General features: G+C 63.3%; 17 protein-coding genes and 1 pseudogene. 6 read left to right on the top strand and 12 right to left on the bottom strand.

What is annotated here, in order from left to right:
• Positions 1-1,058 precede the first annotated feature (1,058 nt).
• From ubiA to QZ609_RS07390, 10 genes and pseudogenes are all read right to left on the bottom strand, one after another.
• Positions 1,059-1,934: a 4-hydroxybenzoate octaprenyltransferase gene (gene ubiA / locus QZ609_RS07435; protein WP_295492757.1), complete on the bottom strand. Its 876-nt coding sequence runs from the start codon at positions 1,932-1,934 to the stop codon at positions 1,059-1,061.
• 70 nt (positions 1,935-2,004) lie between these two features.
• Positions 2,005-2,502: a Dps family protein gene (locus QZ609_RS07430; protein ID WP_295492755.1), complete on the bottom strand. Its 498-nt coding sequence runs from the start codon at positions 2,500-2,502 to the stop codon at positions 2,005-2,007.
• Between the two features lie 141 nt (positions 2,503-2,643).
• On the bottom strand, positions 2,644-2,886 hold the full coding sequence (locus tag QZ609_RS07425) for a hypothetical protein (protein WP_295492754.1): 243 nt from the start codon (positions 2,884-2,886) through the stop codon (positions 2,644-2,646).
• Positions 2,887-2,957: 71 nt separating this feature from the next.
• The gene (locus tag QZ609_RS07420; RefSeq protein WP_295492752.1) at positions 2,958-4,397 is read right to left on the bottom strand and encodes a catalase; all 1,440 of its coding nucleotides are present in this window, start codon (positions 4,395-4,397) and stop codon (positions 2,958-2,960) included.
• A gap of 253 nt (positions 4,398-4,650) precedes the next feature.
• Positions 4,651-5,598, bottom strand: a complete 948-nt coding sequence (locus tag QZ609_RS07415) for a LysR substrate-binding domain-containing protein (protein WP_295492750.1) — start codon at positions 5,596-5,598, stop codon at positions 4,651-4,653.
• Between the two features lie 167 nt (positions 5,599-5,765).
• The gene (locus QZ609_RS07410; protein ID WP_295492748.1) at positions 5,766-6,629 is read right to left on the bottom strand and encodes an NAD(P)-binding domain-containing protein; all 864 of its coding nucleotides are present in this window, start codon (positions 6,627-6,629) and stop codon (positions 5,766-5,768) included.
• Positions 6,595-7,236 (bottom strand): annotated as a pseudogene (locus QZ609_RS07405) (SDR family NAD(P)-dependent oxidoreductase); the annotation flags it as partial. The gene QZ609_RS07410 and the pseudogene QZ609_RS07405, both read right to left, overlap by 35 nt.
• Before the next feature lie 246 nt (positions 7,237-7,482).
• Complete coding sequence (locus QZ609_RS07400; RefSeq protein WP_295492746.1) at positions 7,483-8,928, bottom strand: MFS transporter; 1,446 nt, start codon at positions 8,926-8,928, stop codon at positions 7,483-7,485.
• Positions 8,929-8,977: 49 nt separating this feature from the next.
• Positions 8,978-9,784: an oxidoreductase gene (locus QZ609_RS07395; RefSeq protein WP_295492744.1), complete on the bottom strand. Its 807-nt coding sequence runs from the start codon at positions 9,782-9,784 to the stop codon at positions 8,978-8,980.
• 80 nt (positions 9,785-9,864) lie between these two features.
• Positions 9,865-11,325: an efflux transporter outer membrane subunit gene (locus tag QZ609_RS07390; protein ID WP_295492742.1), complete on the bottom strand. Its 1,461-nt coding sequence runs from the start codon at positions 11,323-11,325 to the stop codon at positions 9,865-9,867.
• Positions 11,326-11,412: 87 nt separating this feature from the next.
• Between QZ609_RS07390 and QZ609_RS07385 the strand changes: the two genes are divergently transcribed.
• The 4 genes from QZ609_RS07385 to QZ609_RS07370 all read left to right on the top strand — a co-directional run bounded on the left by QZ609_RS07385 (position 11,413) and on the right by QZ609_RS07370 (position 16,732).
• Complete coding sequence (locus tag QZ609_RS07385) at positions 11,413-12,027, top strand: TetR/AcrR family transcriptional regulator (RefSeq protein ID WP_295492740.1); 615 nt, start codon at positions 11,413-11,415, stop codon at positions 12,025-12,027.
• Between the two features lie 87 nt (positions 12,028-12,114).
• Entirely contained in the window at positions 12,115-13,230 is a 1,116-nt protein-coding gene (locus tag QZ609_RS07380) for an efflux RND transporter periplasmic adaptor subunit (protein WP_295492739.1), read from the top strand.
• Positions 13,227-16,349 carry an efflux RND transporter permease subunit gene (locus tag QZ609_RS07375; protein WP_295492737.1) on the top strand — a complete coding sequence of 1,041 codons (3,123 nt, stop codon included), beginning with the start codon at positions 13,227-13,229 and terminating at the stop codon, positions 16,347-16,349. The genes QZ609_RS07380 and QZ609_RS07375 overlap by 4 nt, the downstream gene beginning before the upstream one ends.
• Positions 16,349-16,732 (top strand): hypothetical protein, encoded by a 384-nt coding sequence (locus QZ609_RS07370; protein ID WP_295492735.1) that lies wholly within the window; start codon positions 16,349-16,351, stop codon positions 16,730-16,732. The genes QZ609_RS07375 and QZ609_RS07370 overlap by 1 nt, the downstream gene beginning before the upstream one ends.
• Before the next feature lie 440 nt (positions 16,733-17,172).
• Here QZ609_RS07370 and QZ609_RS07365 read toward each other — a convergent pair whose 3' ends face one another.
• Positions 17,173-18,135 carry a LysR family transcriptional regulator gene (locus tag QZ609_RS07365; protein WP_295492734.1) on the bottom strand — a complete coding sequence of 321 codons (963 nt, stop codon included), beginning with the start codon at positions 18,133-18,135 and terminating at the stop codon, positions 17,173-17,175.
• A 145-nt stretch (positions 18,136-18,280) separates the two neighbouring features.
• Here QZ609_RS07365 and QZ609_RS07360 point away from each other — a divergent pair, with 145 nt between their 5' ends.
• Complete coding sequence (locus QZ609_RS07360; RefSeq protein ID WP_295492732.1) at positions 18,281-19,015, top strand: SDR family oxidoreductase; 735 nt, start codon at positions 18,281-18,283, stop codon at positions 19,013-19,015.
• 115 nt (positions 19,016-19,130) lie between these two features.
• On the top strand, positions 19,131-19,970 hold the full coding sequence (locus QZ609_RS07355) for an oxidoreductase (protein ID WP_295492730.1): 840 nt from the start codon (positions 19,131-19,133) through the stop codon (positions 19,968-19,970).
• 68 nt (positions 19,971-20,038) lie between these two features.
• On the opposite strand, the gene QZ609_RS07350 is transcribed toward QZ609_RS07355, so the two are convergent.
• Positions 20,039-20,665, bottom strand: coding sequence for a TetR/AcrR family transcriptional regulator (locus tag QZ609_RS07350; protein WP_295492759.1), 627 nt, complete (start codon positions 20,663-20,665; stop codon positions 20,039-20,041).
• Positions 20,666-20,762 lie beyond the last annotated feature (97 nt).

Raw genomic sequence — 20,762 nt, 5'->3', positions numbered from 1 at the left:
CCTCCTTCTTTTTTCCGCCCGCTTACGAAAATTCAAGGCGCCATCTAGGGCAGGGAAGAGACCCACCGTCTGTGGGCGGCGCGTGGCGCTGTTTGCGGTTTCTCTTCCTCGTTTCGCGTCGTCCTCGCGCGGGGCCTCGTCAGCCTCCAACAGTCGTGCTCCACGGTCAGAGGGTTGCGCTCCACCCCCAAGTAGTCGAATTCGACGGTCGGAAGGTCGCGCTTGCCCTTCAGAGACTCGAATTCCACCGTCCGGGGTTCGAGTTTCACTCTCAAACACTCGAATTCGAGTGTCAGAGAGTCGCGCTCGACTCTCTGACATTCGAATGCCACGGTTTGAGTGTCGCGTCCCACCCTCGGACAGTCGACTCCCATGATCAGAGGCCCGCATTCGGCTCTCAAACAGTCGACAACTCCGCAGTCTGAGACCCACGTTCCGCCCTCGGACACTCGCCGTCGTCGGTCTGACGCTGGCGATCGGCCATCAAACTGTCGAAGTCGTCGGTCTGAGGTCGAGATATTCGCCCTCAAACATTGGAACGCCTCGGTTTGGGGCCCGCACTCCGTCCGCAAACATCCGAGCGCCGAGGTCGAAGGCGCATGCGCCAGATTTTTCTCTTTGTGCGCGCCGGTTTTTTCTGCGCCGTCCCGTCTTAAACGCCAGCGTGTGACCGTCGACCGGCCGTTGGCGTAGGAAAAGGCGCAGTCGTCGGATTGGTAACCGCCGTGCACAACCTTGATCAGCCTGGTTCGTAGAGGCATTTGCCCGCGCGGCAACGCCAGCCCCGCGACGGTTTGGCCGTTGACGTTCTTGCCCTATGCGGCGCCTTGAATTTCTGTTGCAGGGAGGAAAAAGAGGGGAGGCTGTCTGAGCGCAGCGAGTTTGCCTCCCCTCCCTCCCTGCGACTGAAATTCAAGGAGGGGGTCGCCGCATCGGGCGCGCCTTTCTTTGCTTACTTTCTTTGGCAAGACAAAGAAAGTGAGTCAGCCCCGGCAGGGGATGAAACAAGGGATGCACCACCAAAAAGCAGCCTCCCGCGGGGAAGCCAATCCAAATCGTTAGCGCAGTGCGTAGGCGACCGCCACGCCGGCAAACACGCAAGCGCCCAGCCAGTTGTTATGGCGGAACACGAAGAAACACTTCATCCGATCACGCGTCCGCAGCATCGGGTAGTACCAAAGCGCCAGCGCCACGGCCGCCGCCATCCCGATCCAGAACGCCACGCCGAGCGCCATCACATGACCAGCCCAGGCCATGATCCCAAAGAACCCCACGTAGCACAGCATGATCGCCGCCACATCAAAGCGGCCGAAGGTAATGGCCGAGGTCTTGATACCGATGAGCAGGTCGTCATCGCGATCGACCATGGCATAGGCGGTGTCATAAGCGACGGCCCAGAACACATTGCCGATCAGCATCAGCCAGGCCAGCACGGGCACCTGGTCCTGCACGGCCGCGTAGGCCATCGGAATGCCAAAGCCAAACGCGATGCCCAGGTACGCCTGCGGAATCGCAAAGAAGCGCTTGAAGAAAGGATACGTGCCGGCAATCACCACCGCCGCCACCGACATCCACTTGGTCAGCGCATTGAGCGGCAGGATCAGCGTGAAGGCGATCAGCGACAGCACGGCGGCCACCGCCAGCGCCTCCCACGGGGCGATCAGGCCGGCGGTGATGGGCCGCTCCTTGGTGCGCTTGACGTGCTTGTCGAAGTCGCGGTCGGCCCAGTCGTTGACGGCGCAGCCGGCCGAGCGCATGAGGAAGGTACCGACCGTGAAGATCACCACCAGCGAGAGCGGCGGGTGCCCGTCGGCGGCCATCCACAGCGACCACAGCGTCGGCCACAGCAGCAGCAGCGTGCCGATCGGCTTGTCCATGCGCATCAGGCGCGCATAGAGCACGAGGCGGCTGGGGTGGGCGGTGGAAGACTGCATGGGGAATCACCAAAGAAAAATGGCGCCTGCACGAGGCAAGGCGCCATTTTAGTCCTTCCGGCTGACGCGATTACGCCAGCAGCGAGCGCAGCATCCACGCGGTCTTTTCGTGGATGTCCATGCGTTGCGTGAGCAGGTCGGCGGTCGGCTCGTCCGCGGCCTTGTCGACATCCGGGAACAGGGCGCGGGCCGTGCGCGTGACGGCCTCGTGGCCGGCCACCAGCTCGCGCACCATGTCCATCGCCTCAGGCACGCCCTTCGATTCCGGGATCGACGACAGCTTGGCGAATTCCGAGTACGAACCCGGCGCCGGATAGCCCAGCGCGCGGATGCGCTCGGCCACCGGGTCGACGGCGTTCCACAGTTCGTTGTACTGCGTCTCGAACATCAGATGCAGCGAGTTGAACATCGGGCCGGTCACGTTCCAGTGGAAGTAATGCGTCTTCAGGTAGAGCGAATAGGTATCGGCGAGCAGGCGCGACAGGCCTTCGGCGATCTTCTTGCGGTCCTTGTCGGCGATACCGATGTTGATCTGGGTGGCAGCAACGCTGCTGCTTTTCTTGGCCATCTGGGTTCCCCTGAAAAGTGGTGTGCAAAAACGTGGTGGTCCAACCCAGGTAGGGTCGGACCGCGCGTGCTTCAAGCCTTTCGTTCGGTCGCCGATGCGGCAACAGGCTGCGATTATGGCATCGGCATGTGACGAAGGCGACTACGCCGTCAGCTGCACCATGCCATGCAGGAACAGGATCATGGCGCCGGCCCCTACGATGGTCAGGCCGATCTGTTTGCGCATCCATTTGCGCGCCAGACGGGCATGATCGGCGGTGCGGACCCCGCGACCACCGGCCACGCTGCCGGGCATGCCGGCCAGCGTGGGCACATCGTGGCGCGAGGCCTGCACCGCGCCAGCAAACGCCTGCCATTCCGAAACGAACATTCGCACCATTGCCATGATCTTTCTCCTTCAAACCGGCGCGCGGCTTGGCTAGCCGTTTCCGAGCCTTCGCCGCGCGCCCCACTTCATTACTTCAAACCGAGCGCCGACTTGACGCCCGCACCATAGGCCGGGTCGGCCTTGGTGAAGTGCTCGATCTGCGCACGCTGGATGTCTTCCGGCACCCCGGCCATCGCCCCGGCGATGGTCGCGAACAAGCGCTGGCGCTGGCCTTCGTCAAACAGCCGGAACAGCGCGCCAGCCTGGCTGTAGTAGTCCGCATCAACGCGGTGGTCGTAGCGGGCGGCGGCGCCTTCGAGCTTGAGCGGTGGCTCTTCGCCACGGCGGTCCTGGGCGAAGGCGCCCTCGCGGTTGGGCTCGTAGTTGAGCTTGCTGCCGAGGTTGCCGTCGGTACGCATCGCGCCGTCACGGTGGAAGCTGTTGTGGAACGGGCACTTGGGCGCATTCACCGGAATCTGGTGGTGGTTCACGCCCAGGCGGTAGCGCTGCGTGTCGCCGTACGAGAACAGGCGGCCCTGCAGCATCTTGTCGGGCGAGAAGCCGATGCCCGGCACCACGTTGGCCGGCGTGAAGGCGGACTGCTCGACCTCGGCAAAGTAGTTATCGGGGTTGCGGTTCAGCTCCAGTACGCCCACGTCGATGAGCGGGTAATCCTGGTGCGGCCACACCTTGGTCAGGTCGAACGGGTTGATGTGGTACTGGGCCGCATCGGCCTCCGGCATGATCTGCATGCGCAAGTCCCAGCGCGGGAAGTCGCCACGTTCGATGCTGTCAACCAGATCGCGCTGCGAGCTTTCGCGGTCCTGCGCCACCACTTGCGCGGCCTCTTCGTTGGTGTAGTTCTGGATGCCCTGCTGGGTCTTGAAGTGGAACTTGACCCAGAAGCGCTCGCCCGCTTCGTTGATGAGCGAGAAGGTGTGCGAGCCGAAGCCATCCATGTGGCGCAGCGTCTTGGGGATGCCGCGATCGCTCATCACGATCGTCACCTGGTGCAGCGTCTCGGGGTTCTTCGAGAAGAAATCCCACGCCGCGACGGCGCTGCGCAGGTTGGTGCGCGGGTCACGTTTTTGCGTGTGGATGAAGTCCGGAAACTTGAGCGGATCGCGCAAGAAAAACACCGGCGTGTTGTTGCCGACCAGATCCCAGTTACCTTCGTCGGTGTAGAACTTGATGGCGAAGCCACGCGGATCGCGCTCGGCATCGGCCGCGCCGCGCTCGCCGGCCACGGTCGAGAAGCGCAGGAACAGCGGCGTCTGCTTGCCGACTTCGGCAAAGATCGAGGCCTTGGTGTACTGCGTGATGTCGTGCGTGACGGTGAAGGTGCCGAAGGCGCCCGAGCCCTTGGCGTGCACGCGGCGCTCGGGGATCACCTCGCGGTCGAAGTGGGCGAGCTTCTCCAGGAACCACACGTCTTCCAGCAGCATCGGGCCACGCGGGCCGGCGGTCAGCGAATTCTGGTTGTCGACAACGGGTGCGCCGGCGGCGGTGGTCAGGATGTCTTTGCTCATGGAGTCGTCCTCGTGAATGCGGGGTGGGTTCAGTGCGATTCACCATAGGAAGCGAGCCACTCCAGCACGGTCGCGACGGCGGTCGGGGCAAGGCGCAGGGACATGACGGGCTCCAGGGTGAGGTGGGATGAGCAGCGGGCTCACCATGGAGAACAGTCTATCGATACGCTATTTATTCGTGAATTTGATAATCTAAATCTATCGATTAGACGTGCGCTATCGCCGTCATTTGTGTGACGGCGGCGTCAGTCGATCAGTGCACGAGGGGCGTGAACGGCAGCGGCTTGATGCCCGGCAGGTCGCATTGCGCGACCGCCCTGGCCACCGATTCGATGGCGGCGATGCGGGTGAAGCTCTTGCGCCAGGCCAGCACAACGCGGCGGTCCGGCACCGGCTCCTGGAACGGCACGTAGGCCAGCAGATCGGAAGCGGCCGGCTGCATGTTGGGCACCGAAGTGCGCGGCAGCACGGTAATGCCGACCCCGCTGGCCACCATATGGCGGATGGTCTCCAGCGACGAGCCTTCGAAGGTCTTCTGGATGCCGTCGGCGTTCTGCGAGAAGCGCGACAGCTCGGGGCACACGCCCAGCACGTGGTCGCGGAAGCAATGGCCGTTGCCCAGCAGCAGCATGGTCTGTTGCTTGAGCGCCTCCGGGTCCACCGCCAGCTCCTTGGCCAACGCGTGGCCGCGCGGCACTGCCACCACGAAGGGCTCGTCGTACAGCGGCACCGTCATCAGCCCGGCCTCGGGAAACGGCTCGGCCATGATGGCGCAGTCGATCTCGCCCTGCTTGAGCAGCTCCACCAGCCGCACGGTGAAGTTCTCCTGCAGCATCAGCGGCATCTGCGGGACGGAGTCGATCATCTGCTTGACCAGCGCCGGCAGCAGGTACGGCCCGATCGTGTAGATCACACCCAGGCGCAGCGGCCCGGCCAGCGGGTCCATGCCCTGCTTGGCGATCTCCCGGATCGCCATGGTCTGCTCCAGCACGCGCTGGGCCTGCGTGACGATCTGCTCGCCCACCGGCGTGACGCTCACCTCGGAGGCGCCGCGCTCGAAGATCTGCACGGCCAGTTCGTCTTCCAGCTTCTTGATGGCGACCGACAGGGTCGGCTGCGAGACGAAGCAGGCCTCGGCAGCGCGGCCGAAGTGGCGTTCACGCGCGACGGCGACGATGTATTTGAGTTCGGTGAGCGTCATGGCAATCAATCGGCTTTGGGGTACCGATAGATTTTACCTTGGGATGGGCGGATGTGCATGCCTGGTGGCCTACGTCCTACCGGCCGATCGCCATCCTTTAGTGTTGAGCACCGGTCGCCCACTTCCCGCGGGAGACGGGCGTTAGAACACAGTTCTTGCGGCTGAGTTCAAGTGAGCGGATTGAGCGAACGGTTCATGGCAATGATATCGGCATGGCTTGGATTGGGCCCCAGCTTGGTAAACAGGTCAGCCAATCGATCACGTTTCTCTGATGCAGCGCCTTTCTGCGCTGCGGCGAGCCCCTTACTCATCAACTCCACGCCATAGTCACAGCAATAGGCGGGTGTCGACGGCTGCTGCCGCCAGGACTCTTCCAGCGCGCCCGCATCGACAGGATCGAATCCAGTCTCGTTCACGAGTGCCATGACGATCTGCTTCGACCGGAGATTGTCACCCGCTACGGCGACGGCTAAACGAGCTGGTGCCCCCTCTGGACGTCCAAGCTGTGCGAGCGAGTGCGCCAGAATGTTGTTAAAGGCTTTGATCACGGGACGGCCGAGTTTCCTCGACACCCACACACTTTCAGGCATGCCGCTGTCGATTTCTGGGATTCGTGGGTCGCGCAAGTCGGGATAGTAGTTGCTTGTATCCACGATCGACACATCTGCAGGAAGCGCATCAAACAGACCTGAGGGAAGCTGGGCCATGGCAGGCAACGGCACCGCCAAGATGATCACATCCGCGCCTTTGACTGCGTCATTCACGTCAACGGCTGTCGCGCCGATTTCATCCGCAAAGCTTCGAACGCTATCCGGCCCTCTTGAGTTCGCGACTCGAATCTTGTGCCCGGCGGCCGCTAACTGACGCGCAATTGTGCCGCCGATACTGCCGGTTCCAATGATGCCGATATTCATGTTCCACCTATCGTGAGTGCGAGTTGATGATTTCATCAGCCAGGCGCGGGAGTTCTGCGAGCACCGGGCCGATGGTTGTGCCTTAGCTGTGTACGGCCTCGCCTTCAGTGCCGACATGAGCCCATTCGTGCCATGCCTTGAGCCGCTCCGCATAGACGTACGGAACGACCTGGCTCGCGAGGGGACCAAAGAAGACTCTCAGTGGCGGCTTTTCCGCATCGACAATCTTCAGTAGCGCCGGGCCCACGCTGGCAGGTTCTGCCATCGGCATAGAGGCAAAGCTGGCGTTGACCGCGTCCCGCACGCCGTTGTAGGGCGCCAGCGGTTCAGAATACGTAGAGGAGCCGGCGAAATCCGTGCCAAAGGGGCCGGGTTCGATGATGGAGACCTTGATGCCGAAGGCAGCAACTTCCTGAGCCAGGGAATCAGCCAGTCCCTCGATTGCCGCCTTCGAGGCGCTATACACACCGGTTGAAGGAAAGGCGGCAAGCCCGAGCAAGCTGGACAGCATGATGATGTGACCACTGCCTTGGGCGCGCAGGTAGGGCAATACCGCTTGCGTCACCCACAGAGAACCGAACACGTTCGTATCGAACTGAGCGCGCACGTCGTGTTCAGTAAGCTCCTCAACAAAACCGAAAACACCGAAGCCGGCGTTGTTGACGACGACATCCAGCCGCCCGAAGTGCTCGTGCGCTTCCCGCACCGCTGCGGATACGGCAGCTTTGTCGGTGAGTCACTGATCGCTGTAGCGGTCATGGGACTCACCCGACAACCGGAGGCGCCAGAACAAAGGCTCATCGAGTTCTGGTGGTGATGTGGAATCGGGGCAACGATTTCAGTGGAGTCCGAGTGCCTTCCTCAGGCTGGCATCGACAGGGCCAGCGGGCATGGAATGGCGAAATTTCCATCGACATCTCTAGCGGGGTGTGCACGAATTTCCTCTTTGACCTGTAGGCTGCAGCGGGAGTCACCGAGTTTTGGCGATGGCGTGAGGCACCGTGTTGACGGGCAGACATAGGACTGCGGTCAGCAGCGCCAAGCCCATATGGCACAGGTAGAGCGCATTGAAATCGGTACGTTGCAAACCAGCGCTTCCGAGCAGCAGCACCGTCAGAGCGACTCCCATGACAGAACCGATTTGCCGTATTGCCTGATTGATTGCACCGCCAACCGCGTAGTGGTCTGCAGGCAAGCGGCTGACTGCGGCCCCCGACAGCGACGGCAACACCATGCCTACACCCACACCGCTGAGCAGCATGCCCGGCAGCCAGTGCGTCAGATAAGCAGGTGTAATGCCGGGCACCAGCAAGAACCACACAGCACTGCTCGCGTAGAACAGGCTACCTACCACCAACAGTGGCCGGTGGCCATGTCGACTCGCGATTCGGCCTGAGAGGGTGGCCACCGGAATCACCAGCAGCGGCCCGGGCGTGATGGCAAGCCCCGCCAATGGCAGCGAGTAATGCCAGATCGACTTCATATAGAAAAAGAAGCCGAAGAACATCATCGAAAACGCGGTGCCGAAACTCAACGTTGCGAGATTGACGTACCGGTAAGTCGGGTTGCGAAACAACCCCAAATCGAACAGCGGTGCGGGAGCAACGCGCGCCCATGCCACAAATCCGAGGATGCTCAAGAGCCCGATGCCGGCAATACCGAGCAGTTCATGGCGCGACCAACCATGCGATTCCGATTGCACAATGGACAGTGCTAAAGCGCCCGTCCCGATGATCAGCAGGCCCATCCCGAACAGATCAAGCGGGCGGTTGGTGGCGTGCTGTTTTGTCTCGGTGAGCAGTGTCGCGCCGCGCCATATGGCAGCCAGGCCCAAAGGCACATTCAGGTAGAAGGCCCACTGCCAGCCGATCGATGCGATCACGAATGCCCCAAGGCTTGGCCCCACCGCGGCAGCCAGAGCACCGACTGCTCCCCATAGACTGATCGCCACCGCACGCTTGCTGATTGGGAACGCCGCCAGCACGAGTGAGAGCGATGCGGGCGTCAGCAACGCAGCGCCAATGGCCTGAAGCACGCGTGCAGCAACGAGCCACCCAACGTTGACCGCCAAACCACACGCAACCGACGCCGCCAGAAACAGCCCTACGCCGGCCAGAAACACCTTTTTGCGCCCGTGTTTGTCCGCCAGCCCGCCCGAGGGAATGAGCATTGCTGCATAGGCGACGGTGTAGGCATTGAGCACCCAGGACAGGTCCGCCGCGGTAGCGCGAGGAAATCCCGCACGTAAGGCACTGAATGCCGCGAACAGCATCGTGCCGTCCATCGAGACAAGAAACACCGCAACGCTGACAACCCAGAACACCGGCCAAGGTGACGTGGCGTTAGGTTGCACGTTGGGTGAAGCCTGAACCATCGTGGCGGACGCCGTGGTGGCGGAGTTGTCGGGATGCGTCATGGGGCTCTTCCGATGCTGTGTGCGCCGGATCTGTTTCTGGTAACACGCTTCAGGAGAGTCCAAACGTCTTGCGCAGACTCGTATCGACCGGGCCTGCCGGCATGAAACGGCGCAACTTGCTCAGAAGGGAGGCCTCGCCTTTGGGGGTGCGGCGCATCTTCCATGCACCCAGGGCGGCATCGACGATCGTGCGCGCGACACCATCGGGTTCCGGCGCTTTTTCGACACTTTTTTGAATTGACTGCGAAACAACGCTGCGCTCGTCGTCGTAGGCGGATACCTTGGAAGCCGCATGGGGAGCGTTGGTATCCAGACTGGTCTTGGTAAATGAGGGCTCAACAAGCACCACACGGATGCCGAACTTGCGCACCTCGTGGTCCAACGTCTCGGACATCCCCTCCACCGCGTGTTTGGATGCGGAATAGAGGCCCATGTACGGCGCCGGCAGAAAGCCGAGCACCGAGCTGATGTTGATGATTCTTCCCGAACGTTGCGCACGCATCTGCGGCAATACGGCTCGGGTGGTCCGCAAGATGCCAAACACGTTGGTGTCGAATAGCGCCTGCGCTTCGGCGATCGACGTTTCTTCGGTCGCGCCCAGCAGCGTCACGCCGGCACTGTTGACGAGCACATCGATGCGCTTGGCCTGCCCAATGATGGTCTGGATTCCCTGCTGAACCGACACTTCATCGCGGATATCCATCTCGACCAGCTCAACGCCTGGCAGCGGCCGCGCTTTTGCGAGGTTGCGCACGGTGCCGAATACCCGGCAGCCCCGCAGGGCAAACTTTGCGGCGGTCGCACGGCCAATGCCCGAAGACACGCCGGTGATGACGACAACTTTGGAATTGGACATGGCAGTTTCTTTCTGTATGGGTGAGTTGGAGCTGCGGTAAATCGGTTGCTGCGACGCGCTGCGCTGGAAGCGCGGCGCGACTATTTGCTTGCAATGGCGGCTGATTCGTCGGGTTGCCAGCCACCGCCCAGCGCCTTGAATGCCGCGACGGCAGCACGTGCCGATTCCGTTTGCGCCTGGGCGCGCGCGTCCGATGCGCGCAGCAGGCTTTCATCGGCTTGCAGGACTTCGATCAGGCTGACGACGCCTTTCTGGTAGGCGGCAAACGAAGCGTTTCGGGCGCGGCCGAGCGAATCCACGCCTTGTGTGAGCACGACGGCCTGCTCCTCGCGCTTGACCAGGGCGGAGAACGCGTCTTCCACGTCTTCCGTGGCGCGCAGCACGGCGAGCAGGTACGCCGCGAGCATCTCCGCCTCTTGCCCCTTGGCCTGATCGATCTGCGCGTTGATACGGCCGAAGTCGAACAGGCGCCAGCGCAGACCGAGCACGCCCGCAAATTGACTGGCACCGCTGCCGAACAGGCTTCCGGCACCTACCGATGTGGCGCTGCCCAGCAGGCCGCTAAGGGAGAACTTCGGGTAGTACTCCGCAATAGCGACACCGATGCGTGCGTTGGAGGCCGCCAGGCGACGCTCGGCGACGATGAGGTCAGGTCGGCGCCTCAGCAACTCGCCCGGCGATCCGCTGATCGCAATCTGCGGAGCAGCCGGGATGTCTTTGTCTTCTGCCAGTTCGGTCCGGTGCGTGCCCGGCAGCGAGCCGAGCATCACGTCCAACGCATTCATCGCGGCATCGAGGCCCGCCTCAAGCTGTGGGATGGAAGCGCGAACCTGAGCGAGTGCGCCTTCGGTCTGCCTGACTTGAAGTTCAGCCGCCAGCCCCTTGCCGTAAAGCAGATTGATGGTGGAGAGCAATTCCTCCTGCGTCTGTACCTGGTGACGGGCCACCTTCAGGCGCGTCTGCAGGCCGCGGATGGTGATGTAGATATCGGCAGTCTGTGCGGCCACGGCCAGCCGTGTGGCGACTGCGCCCGCCTGGGAGGCCTGGTAGTCCGCCAGTGCCGCCTCTCGGCCACGGCGCAGACCGCCGAATACGTCCAACTCCCAGCTCGCGTTTGCATCGGCTTCAAACGCGTTGCCGTAGCGGTCGAAGCCGGGCCTTGAGTTCAACACGCGGCCCAATGGGGTTTCGACGGACTGGTACGCACGCGCGGCCTGGCCCGTGACATTGCCCGATGGCAGCAACGCTGCATTGGCAGCGCCCAAGCCTGCGCGGGCTTGCGTGACGCGGGCGAAAGCCTGGGCGAGGTCCAGATTCTGTTCCAACGCGAGCTGGACGAACTGCGTGAGTTGCGGATCACCAAAACCGGCCCACCACGCGGACAGGTCAGCTGCGGCATGGGCGGTGCGCTGCTCGACCGCCGTCTGGCCCTGGAATCGTTCGGGAACCGACGCATCGGGCTTCACATAATCCGGGCCGACGGCACACCCGGCTGCCAGGCTGGCAACGAGGAGGGCCGCAAGGGAGTGTTTTGGCAACATGGGTGACTTCCATCGAAATTTTTAGTGACTATAGTACAAATTGGTCACAAGTTGTTCAACTATCTCGACTCGCGTAAGCTGGAGCCCATGAAGACCACTCCTTACCCCGTTTCCGCCCGCGGCCCGGTGGACCACGACGTGCGAGACCAGATCGTTGCCGCCGCCACCGAGCACTTCAGCCGCTACGGCTACGAGAAGACCGCCGTGTCCGACCTGGCCAAGGCCATCGGTTTTTCCAAGGCCTACATCTACAAGTTCTTCGAGTCCAAGCAGGCCATTGGCGAGATGATCTGTGCCAACTGCCTGCGCGAGATCGAGGCCGATGTGAGTGCCGCTCTGGCCGAGGCCAACTCCCCGCCGGAGAAGCTCCGACGCATGTTCAAAGCCTTGACTGAGGCCAGCCTTCGGTTGTTTTCCCACGACCGCAAGCTGTACGAAATCGCGGCCTCGGCAGCGACTGAGCGCTGGCAGGCGGTGCTCGCCTACGAAGAGCGCATCCAGAAGGTGTTGCGCGATGTGCTGCAGGAGGGGCGGGAGACCGGAGACTTCGAGCGCAAGACGCCGTTGGACGAGGCCACGACGGCCATTTACCTGGTCATGCGCCCGTACATGAATCCGTTGCTTTTGCAGTACAGCTTTGACTACACGGAGATGGCACCCGGACTGCTTTCCAGTCTCGTGCTCCGAAGCCTTTCCCCCTAGCACGCGGATTTTTTCTTTGTGACCATTGACTAAATTGGTCACAAGAACCAGAATGAAAGCCCAGATCATCCTGTCGATGGGGCTTTCATGCTTTCGCGTCGCTTTGTTACCTCTTCCGTTGTTCTTGCGTTGCCGCTCGCGCTGAGCGCTTGCGGCGAAAAAGCCCCTGCCGATCCGCGCACCGAGGCGCCCTTGGTGCGCGCAGCGTTCGTTCAGCCAGTGGCTTCCGCATCGCGTTCGTTCACGGGGGTCGTGGCTGCCCGGGTGCAGAGCGACCTCGGGTTCCGTGTGCCCGGCAAGGTGCTGGAGCGGCTGGTGGACGCCGGGCAAACCGTCAAGCGCGGGCAGCCGCTCATGCGCATCGACCCGGTCGATCTGAAGCTCGCCGCGCATGCGCAGCAAGAAGCCGCGACCGCCGCGCGGGCACGCGCGCAGCAGACGGCGGAAGATGAAGCGCGCTACCGCGATCTGCGCGGGACGGGCGCAATTTCCGCCTCCGCTTATGACCAGGCCAAGGCCGCGGCGGACGCAGCGAAAGCGCAACTGAGTGGCGCTGAAGCGCAGGCTGACGTTGCGCGCAACGCCAGTCGCTATGCAGAACTCGTTGCCGATGGCGACGGCGTGGTCATGGAAACACTGGCCGAGCCTGGCCAGGTCGTCAATGCGGGGCAGGCGGTTGTGCGCTTGGCTCATGCCGGCCGTCGTGAAGCGGTGGTCCAGTTGCCTGAAACGTTGCGGCCTGCGATCGGCTCGGTCGCACAGGCCACGTTGTTCGGCAAGGAAAGCGATGGCACGCTTGCCAAGCTGCGGCAACTGTCGGATGCCGCGGATCGGCTCACCCGCACGTACGAAGCGCGTTATGTGCTGGATGGTGAACTGGCCAATGCGCCGCTGGGCGCCACCGTCACGATCCAGGTTCCCGATCGGCTGGCGACAGCGCAAAGCGATCTGCAGGTGCCGCTGGGCGCCGTGTTCGATGCGGGCAAGGGCCCCGGCGTGTGGGTCATTCAGGGGGAGCCGGCCAAGGTGTCGTGGCGATCCATCAGCATCGTGCGCCTCGGTGACGAAGGTGCCCGGGTTGCCGGCCAGGTCAAACAAGGCGACCGGATCGTCGCGCTTGGCGCACAACTGCTGCGTGAAGGACAGCAAGTCCGTGTGGCGGGTCAGGGTGCCAGTACTGCCATCGCGGGGGTGCGTCTGTGAGCCAAGGTCGTTTCAACCTATCGGCGCTCGCCGTGCGCGAGCGCGCCGTCACGCTCTTCCTCATCTTCCTGATCTCGCTGGCGGGTCTCATTTCCTTCTTCAAGCTGGGGCGTGCGGAAGACCCGGCGTTCACGGTCAAGGTGATGAACATCGTCACCGTGTGGCCCGGCGCCACCGCGCAGGAAATGCAGGACCAGGTGGCCGAGAAGCTCGAAAAGCGCATGCAGGAGTTGCGCTGGTATGACCGCACGGAAACGTACACGCGGCCGGGCCTGGCGTTCACCACGTTGACGTTGCTCGACAGCACGCCGCCGTCGGAAGTCCAAGAAGAGTTTTATCAGGCGCGCAAGAAGGTCAGCGACGAGGTGGGCAACCTGCCGTCCGGCGTGATCGGGCCGATCGTCAATGACGAATATTCGGACGTGACCTTTGCCCTGTTTGCGCTCAAGGCGCAGGGCGAGCCGCAACGCGCGCTGGTGCGCGATGCGGAGACGCTGCGTCAGCGCTTGCTGCACGTGCCCGGCGTGAAGAAGGTCAACATCATCGGCGAGCAGTCCGAGCGCATCTACGTCGAGTTTTCACATGACCGGCTGGCGACGCTGGGTGTGAGTCCGCAGGAGGTGTTCGCTGCGCTCAACAGCCAGAATGCGCTGACGGCTGCCGGCTCGGTTGAGACGAAAGGCCCGCAGGTGTTCATCCGCCTGGATGGCGCGTTCGACGAGCTGCAGAAGATCCGAGATACGCCGGTCGTGTCACAGGGCCGCACGTTGAAGTTGTCGGACATTGCCACGGTCAAGCGCGGTTATGAAGATCCGGCCACGTTCATGGTGCGCAATGGTGGGCAGCCCGCCTTGCTGCTGGGCATCGTCATGCGCGAAGGCTGGAACGGGTTGGACCTGGGCAAGGCGCTCGACAAGGAGGTCGGCGCCATCAACGCGGACATGCCGCTTGGCATGAGCCTGACCAAGGTGACGGACCAGGCCGTCAATATCGCCGCTGCCGTCGATGAGTTCATGCTCAAGTTCTTCGTCGCGCTGCTGGTGGTCATGGTGGTGAGTTTCGTCAGCATGGGTTGGCGCGCGGGTCTGGTGGTGGCAGCAGCCGTGCCGCTGACGCTCGCCGTTGTGTTCGTTGTGATGGCCGCAACCGGCAAGAACTTTGACCGCATCACGCTGGGGTCTTTGATTCTGGCGCTGGGCCTGCTCGTGGACGACGCCATCATCGCCATCGAAATGATGGTGGTGAAGATGGAAGCGGGCTACAGCCGCGTTGCCGCGTCGGCCTATGCGTGGAGCCACACTGCAGCCCCCATGCTGTCGGGCACCCTGGTGACTGCGGTCGGCTTCATGCCCAACGGCTTTGCGCGATCCACCGCGGGTGAATACACCAGCAACATGTTCTGGATTGTCGGCATTGCGCTGATTGCGTCGTGGGTGGTGGCGGTGGTGTTCACGCCCTACCTGGGTGTGAAGATGCTGCCCGACTTCAAGAAGGTCGAAGGTGGTCACGATGCGATCTACGACACACCGCGCTACAACCGCTTCCGTGCACTGCTTGGGAGTGTGATTGCGCGGAAGTGGCTGGTCGCTGGCGCGGTGGTGGGCCTTTTCGTCTTGGCCATCGCGGGCATGGCGGTGGTCAAGAAGCAGTTCTTCCCGATTTCGGACCGCCCCGAAGTGCTGGTCGAGGTGCAGATGCCCTATGGTACGTCGATCAACCAGACCGACGCGGCGACCGCAAAGCTGGAAGCCTGGCTCGCCAAACAGAAGGAAGCCAAGATCGTGACGGCCTACGTTGGCCAGGGCGCGCCGCGCTTCTATCTGGCGATGGCGCCGGAACTGCCGGATCCGTCGTTCGCCAAGATCGTGATCCGCACCGATAGCCAGGAAGAACGTGAGGCATTGAAGCTCCGCCTGCGCCAGGCCATTGCCGACGGCCTTGCCCCCGAGGCACGCGTACGGGTCACGCAGCTCGTGTTCGGTCCGTATTCGCCGTTCCCGGTGGCCTTCCGCGTGACCGGCCCGGATGCGGAGACATTGCGCCGCATCGCGGCCGATGTCCGGCAGGTCATGGACGCCAGCCCCATGATGCGTACCGTCAACACCGACTGGGGCACGCGCGTACCTACGCTGCACTTCACCGTGCAGCAGGACCGCTTGCAAGCCGTGGGGCTGACCTCCAGCGCCGTCGCGCAGCAACTGCAATTCCTGCTCAACGGCATTCCCGTGACGGCTGTGCGCGAGGATATCCGCACCGTGCAGGTGACTGCGCGCTCGGCCGGCAACGTTCGACTCGACCCCGCCAAGATCGGCGACTTCACGCTGGCCGGTGCCAACGGGCAGCGCATTCCGCTCTCGCAGGTCGGCAAGATCGATGTCCGCATGGAAGAGCCCATCATCCGCCGGCGCGACCGCATGCCCACCATCACGGTGCGCGGCGATATTGCCGACGGTCTGCAGCCGCCCGATGTGTCGACCGCCATCAGCAAACAGCTTCAGCCCATCATCGAGAAACTGCCCGCCGGATACCGCATTGAACAGGCGGGCTCCATCGAAGAGTCGGGCAAGGCGACGAAGGCCATGCTGCCGCTGTTCCCGATCATGCTGGCGGTGACCCTGTTGATCCTCATCTTCCAGGTGCGGTCCATCCCGGCGATGGTCATGGTGTTCCTGACCAGCCCGCTGGGCCTGATTGGCGTGGTGCCCACTCTGATTCTGTTCGGGCAGCCATTTGGCATCAACGCGCTGGTTGGCCTGATTGCGCTGTCGGGCATTTTGATGCGCAACACGCTGATCCTGATTGGGCAGATCCAGCACAACAAGGACGAGGGGTTGGATCCGTTCAGAGCCGTTGTGGAGGCTACTGTCCAGCGTGCACGCCCGGTGATTCTTACCGCCCTGGCGGCCATCCTGGCCTTCATTCCGCTGACCCATTCAGTGTTCTGGGGCGCGCTCGCTTACACGCTCATCGGCGGGACGTTTGCCGGGACGATCTTGACCCTGGTGTTCCTGCCGGCCATGTACTCCATTTGGTTCAGGATCCGGCCCGGCAATGCGGCCGACGCCCAGCGGGATCGGCGTGAGCAAGCGCCGACCGCCGGACAACTGGTGCCCGAGTAATGCCGACTTGCAAGGCATGTGCCCGCCACGGTGCCCTTGATTTCAATCCACTTGCATTAAAGCGTCTTCTTGACGAGACGAGAGATTGGGGGCTTGGCCTTGCCGTCGCGGCGTTTGCGGCCTCGAGCTTCACAACGATTACGCCCGCTGGAAGCAAGGGCGTAGAGCGGCGCCCGCGGGTGGACGTTGTGCGGCATACCAAGTTGGACGCCAAAGGTACTGCGGCAAAGTGGGGAACCTTCGATCCATTCAGCGACGGCACGCGAACTGGCACACCCGATCCACATGTGGACACCGCAAAGATCAAGGTGCTCGACACGTTCGGTACCGGCTCCGACATGCGATCGACCGGCCGCGATTTGCCAAGTACGAGTTTGACCTGAATTCGTTGCCGCCGATGTTGTCTGCCGCGCAAGCAGTGGCAAATTTTAGCTCCCGCCTGCCCGTGTTACCTCCGTTCTCTCTCGACCTTGGGGCAGGCGTTTTTTTTCGGTTGACGCCTCCTGCCAGGCACGGTCAGCCCCGTCTAGCCAACTCCTCCGCAGCCAAGGAAAACCAACGCTCGGCTATGGCTTGCCCCTCCAACATGCCTGCAGTAAGCCAGTGCTGATAGGCGCGAAGCATGCCGGAAGACTCAGCACGAACCACGCCGTCCACTCCATCGAACTTCGCTATTTTTTGTAATCTACTTCGCTATTTTTCTCAAGAAAGATGGCTCCTTTTGTAAGTTCCTTCGCTACGTCGACATCCGTTGTGGGCGTAGCGAAGAATCGACCGCGATCAGGTCGCCCGGCTCAATGTCCGAAGCCGCAAACCGGCCGCGCTACTTCGTAGGCTTGCGCCTGACCGCACGCGTGCCGTCTGGTGCAGTCGTGAGCGATTGCGCGTGTTCCGTCATGAAATCGACGAACGCGCGCACGCGCGATGGCAGCAGACGGCCGTGCGGATACATCAGGCTCGCCGGGCGCGAGCGTCCCGCAAACGCCTGCAGCACCTCGACCAGCCCACCTTCGGCCAGGTCCTTCTCGACGATGAATCGGTAGGTCTGGAACAGGCCCGCGCCCGCCTTGGCCAGGGTCACGCCGGCCAGCACGTCGTCCGAGCACATGTAGTTGCCGGTGGAGAGGATCTCCTTCTCGTGACCATCCTCCTTGAATAGCCACGCGATCTGCCGCCCGCTGCTCGGCAGGTCGAACTGGATGCACTCGTGCTGCTCCAGGTCCGCCAAGCGCTTGGGCATGCCCGCCCGCTTCAGATAGGCGGGACTCGCAACCACCACGAGCGCCGCGTCTTCAAGATGGCGCGACACCATCATCGAGTCGGGCTGCGCGCGGAAGCGGATCGCTACGTCGAAGTTCTCTTCGTGGAAATCGACGTTGCGGTTGCTGATATGCGCTTCCACCTTGATCAGCGGGTACTTGGCGCGAAACGCCGGCAGCAGCGGCAGCAGGCGGTGGTGCCCATAGGTGGTCGGCGCGCTGATGCGGATCGTGCCCGAGGGCTGCACCTGCTCGCCGGTGACTTTGCGCTCGGCTTCGATCAGCTGGGTGAGCGCGGCGCGGCATTGCTCGAAATACTCCTTGCCGCCCTCGGTCAGCCGGATGCTGCGCGTGGAGCGCACGAACAGGCGCACGCCCAGCCGCTTTTCCAGGCGCGAGATCGAACGGCTGACGGCGGCAGGCGTCACGCCCGCGGTATTGGCGGCGGCCGTGAAGCTGCCGGCCTCGGCCGCCAGGCAGAACAGCTCGATGCTGCCGAGCAGGATGTCGTCGAATTGTCGGTGCATATTCTTTACGCCATGTAATAGGACAAGTGTAGCAAACCCCGTTTTTTGCGCTCCGTTGCCGCAATACAGTGATTCCACTCCGGTGCCGGCCCTGAAGTCCGACACCGGACCCTGAACTTGAACCTGAATCCAACGGAGCACCATCATGAGCAACGCAACCAACACCGTCATCATCACCGGCGCCAGCAGCGGCATTGGCCTGGGCCTGGCCGAAGCCTTCCTCAAGGCGGGCTACAACGTGGTCGGCACCGGCCGCTCCACCGAGCGACTGCAGGCCGCCGCCGCACGCCTGAACGCTGGCGAGCGCTTCCTGGGCGTCGCGGGCGATGTCGGCAAACCGGAATCGGCCCGCCAAGTCTTCGCGCAAGCCATTGCCAAGTTCGGCAAGGTTGACGTGCTGGTCAACAACGCCGGCATCTTCACCGCCAAGCCGTTCGTGCAGTTCACGCCCGACGAAGTGGAAGAGCAGATCTCCACCAACCTGAAGGGCGTGCTGTACCCGTCGCAGGAAGCGGCCAAGCACATGAGCGAGCGCAAGCGCGGCAAGATCATCAACATCACCGCATCGCTGGCGCTGCAGCCGCACGGCGGCGTGCCGGCGCTGCTGGCGGTGGCGCTCAAGGGCGGCATCAACCAGGCCACGCGCGCGCTGGCGCTGGAACTGGCACCCCATGGCGTAACGGTCAATGCAGTCGCCCCGGGTGTCGTCGACACCCCGATGCACGCCGCCGAAACCCATGCGGCGCTCGGCAGCCTGCACCCGCTGGGCCGCATCGCCAACATCGCCGAGATCAGCGACGCCGTGCTCTACCTGGCCAAGGCCGACTTCGTGTCCGGCACGGTCCTGCCGGTGGACGGCGGCTTTAGCGCCGGCCGTTGAGCGCGTCGGCCACGGCCGGAATGGTCTTCCTGCCGCGGCCGCGCACCCACTGCCCTCCCCATCGACGCCTCGCGCCAGCCACCCCGGCTGGTGCCGTCTCTACACGGAGTTCGTCATGAAGACCTCGCAGAAGACATTCCTCATCACCGGTGCCAGTGGCGGCCTGGGCCACGCGTTTGCCGAAGCGGCCCTGCAGGCCGGGCACCGCGTGGTCGGCACGGTGCGGCGCGAGGACGATCGCACCGCCTTCGAATCGCTGCACCCGACACGCGCCAAGGCGGTCATCCTGGACGTCAGCGGCTTCGATACCGTCGAGCCCGCCGTGCGCAGCATTGAGGCGGACTGGGGCCCGATCGATGTACTGATCAACAACGCGGGCTACGGCCATGAGGGCATTCTTGAGGAGTCGCCGCTGGCCGAGCTGATCCGTCAGTTCGAGGTCAACGTATTCGGGGCGGTGGCCATGATCAAGGCCGTGCTGCCCGCCATGCGCCAGCGCCGCCGTGGGCACATCATCAATATCACGTCGATGGCCGGCTACGTGGGCTTGCCCGGCGTGGCCTACTACAGCGGCAGCAAGTTCGCGCTCGAAGGCATCAGCGAGGCGCTGTCCAAAGAGGTGAGCGGCCTCGGCATCCAGGTCACGGCCGTCGCGCCGGGCTCCTTCCGCACGGAATGGGCCGGGCGCTCGATGGTCCGCTCCGGGCGCTCCATTGCGGACTACGACGCGGTGTTCGATCCGGTGCGCAAGCGCCGGCAGGATTACAGCGGCCATCAGGCCGGTGATCCGGCCAAGGCGGCCCTCGCGCTCCTGCGCATCGTCGATGCGCACGATCCGCCAACGCACTTGCTGCTGGGCAACGACGCGCGGCGCCTGGTGGAAGCGCGCCTGAAAACGTTGAACCGCGAGATCAGCACCTGGGAATCCGTCACCAGCTCGACCGACTTCGTTTGACTGGCCGCAGCGCAACGGTGGGAGTCGTCATGCATCGACAGCTCACCGCAAACATGCGCCCAACGCCCTCAACCGCCCTTTGCGCGTCCCTTGGGCTTGCGCGTTGCGCGTTCGGTTGCCGACGTCTTCGTGCTCCCAACCGCTGGCCACTGGCTGTCGTCCCGCAGGCGCGCAAACAGGCGCTCGCGCTCCGCGTCGGAGAACGGGCACAGCCCCAGCATGGCCCCGAACAACAGCCCTTTGGCTGCCGTCCAGCGCAACAGCGCCATGTCCGGGTCCGCTGCCTCTTCCTCGATGGATCGGGCGTTCTGTGCGGCAAGCTCCCGCGAGCCGGAGAGCAGACCCGGGTCTTCCACCAGGGCCGCGAGAATCGCGGAGGTGACGGAAGCGGGCGTGGCGACGGCCTCGCGTATCGTGGCGATCTGCGCCGCGAGCGTCGGTTCGGGCAGCCCGTCTCCGGCCGAGGCGAGATAGTTCTTGGAAAAGCGCTCGAAATAGTCGATCTGGTGATCGAGCAGCGCCTTCAGCACCGCGCCCTTGTTCGGGAACTGGTGCATCAGCCCGCCTTTGCTGATGCCGCTCTCGCGCGCCATGGCGTCGAACGTCAGCTGCCCCGGACCGTCGCGGGCGATGATGGTGAGTGCGGCCTCGATGCCCGCTTTGCGCGAGCGTTCCGAACGGGTTGCGTTATCCATGGGTTCAATTGCGGGCGTCTGCAGGGGCAAACGCGGGGGCAAGGATGACAAGTGCGAGCGCTTCCGCCAGCCGGGAAATCGTTCGGCGGTCATTGTA

The sequence above is a fragment of the uncultured Ralstonia sp. genome (assembly GCA_913056305.1).
In the GTDB taxonomy this organism is placed as follows: domain Bacteria; phylum Pseudomonadota; class Gammaproteobacteria; order Burkholderiales; family Burkholderiaceae; genus Ralstonia.
Note: the sequence above shows the minus strand (reverse complement) of the source record. Positions and strands in the feature narration are given on the sequence as shown.

Excerpts from the sequence above, each read along its gene's own strand:
- QZ609_RS07390 (WP_295492742.1), bottom strand. The coding sequence starts at position 11,325 with ATGTTGCCAAAACACTCCCTTGCGGCCCTCCTCGTTGCCAGCCTGGCA.
- QZ609_RS07395 (WP_295492744.1), bottom strand. The coding sequence starts at position 9,784 with ATGTCCAATTCCAAAGTTGTCGTCATCACCGGCGTGTCTTCGGGCATT.
- QZ609_RS07400 (WP_295492746.1), bottom strand. The coding sequence starts at position 8,928 with ATGACGCATCCCGACAACTCCGCCACCACGGCGTCCGCCACGATGGTT.
- QZ609_RS07365 (WP_295492734.1), bottom strand. The coding sequence starts at position 18,135 with ATGCACCGACAATTCGACGACATCCTGCTCGGCAGCATCGAGCTGTTC.
- QZ609_RS07415 (WP_295492750.1), bottom strand. The coding sequence starts at position 5,598 with ATGACGCTCACCGAACTCAAATACATCGTCGCCGTCGCGCGTGAACGC.
- QZ609_RS07350 (WP_295492759.1), bottom strand. The coding sequence starts at position 20,665 with ATGGATAACGCAACCCGTTCGGAACGCTCGCGCAAAGCGGGCATCGAG.
- QZ609_RS07425 (WP_295492754.1), bottom strand. The coding sequence starts at position 2,886 with ATGGCAATGGTGCGAATGTTCGTTTCGGAATGGCAGGCGTTTGCTGGC.
- QZ609_RS07410 (WP_295492748.1), bottom strand. The coding sequence starts at position 6,629 with ATGTCGGCACTGAAGGCGAGGCCGTACACAGCTAAGGCACAACCATCG.
- QZ609_RS07380 (WP_295492739.1), top strand. The coding sequence starts at position 12,115 with ATGCTTTCGCGTCGCTTTGTTACCTCTTCCGTTGTTCTTGCGTTGCCG.
- QZ609_RS07385 (WP_295492740.1), top strand. The coding sequence starts at position 11,413 with ATGAAGACCACTCCTTACCCCGTTTCCGCCCGCGGCCCGGTGGACCAC.
- QZ609_RS07370 (WP_295492735.1), top strand. The coding sequence starts at position 16,349 with ATGCCGACTTGCAAGGCATGTGCCCGCCACGGTGCCCTTGATTTCAAT.
- QZ609_RS07360 (WP_295492732.1), top strand. The coding sequence starts at position 18,281 with ATGAGCAACGCAACCAACACCGTCATCATCACCGGCGCCAGCAGCGGC.
- QZ609_RS07430 (WP_295492755.1), bottom strand. The coding sequence starts at position 2,502 with ATGGCCAAGAAAAGCAGCAGCGTTGCTGCCACCCAGATCAACATCGGT.
- QZ609_RS07420 (WP_295492752.1), bottom strand. The coding sequence starts at position 4,397 with ATGAGCAAAGACATCCTGACCACCGCCGCCGGCGCACCCGTTGTCGAC.
- QZ609_RS07355 (WP_295492730.1), top strand. The coding sequence starts at position 19,131 with ATGAAGACCTCGCAGAAGACATTCCTCATCACCGGTGCCAGTGGCGGC.
- ubiA (WP_295492757.1), bottom strand. The coding sequence starts at position 1,934 with ATGCAGTCTTCCACCGCCCACCCCAGCCGCCTCGTGCTCTATGCGCGC.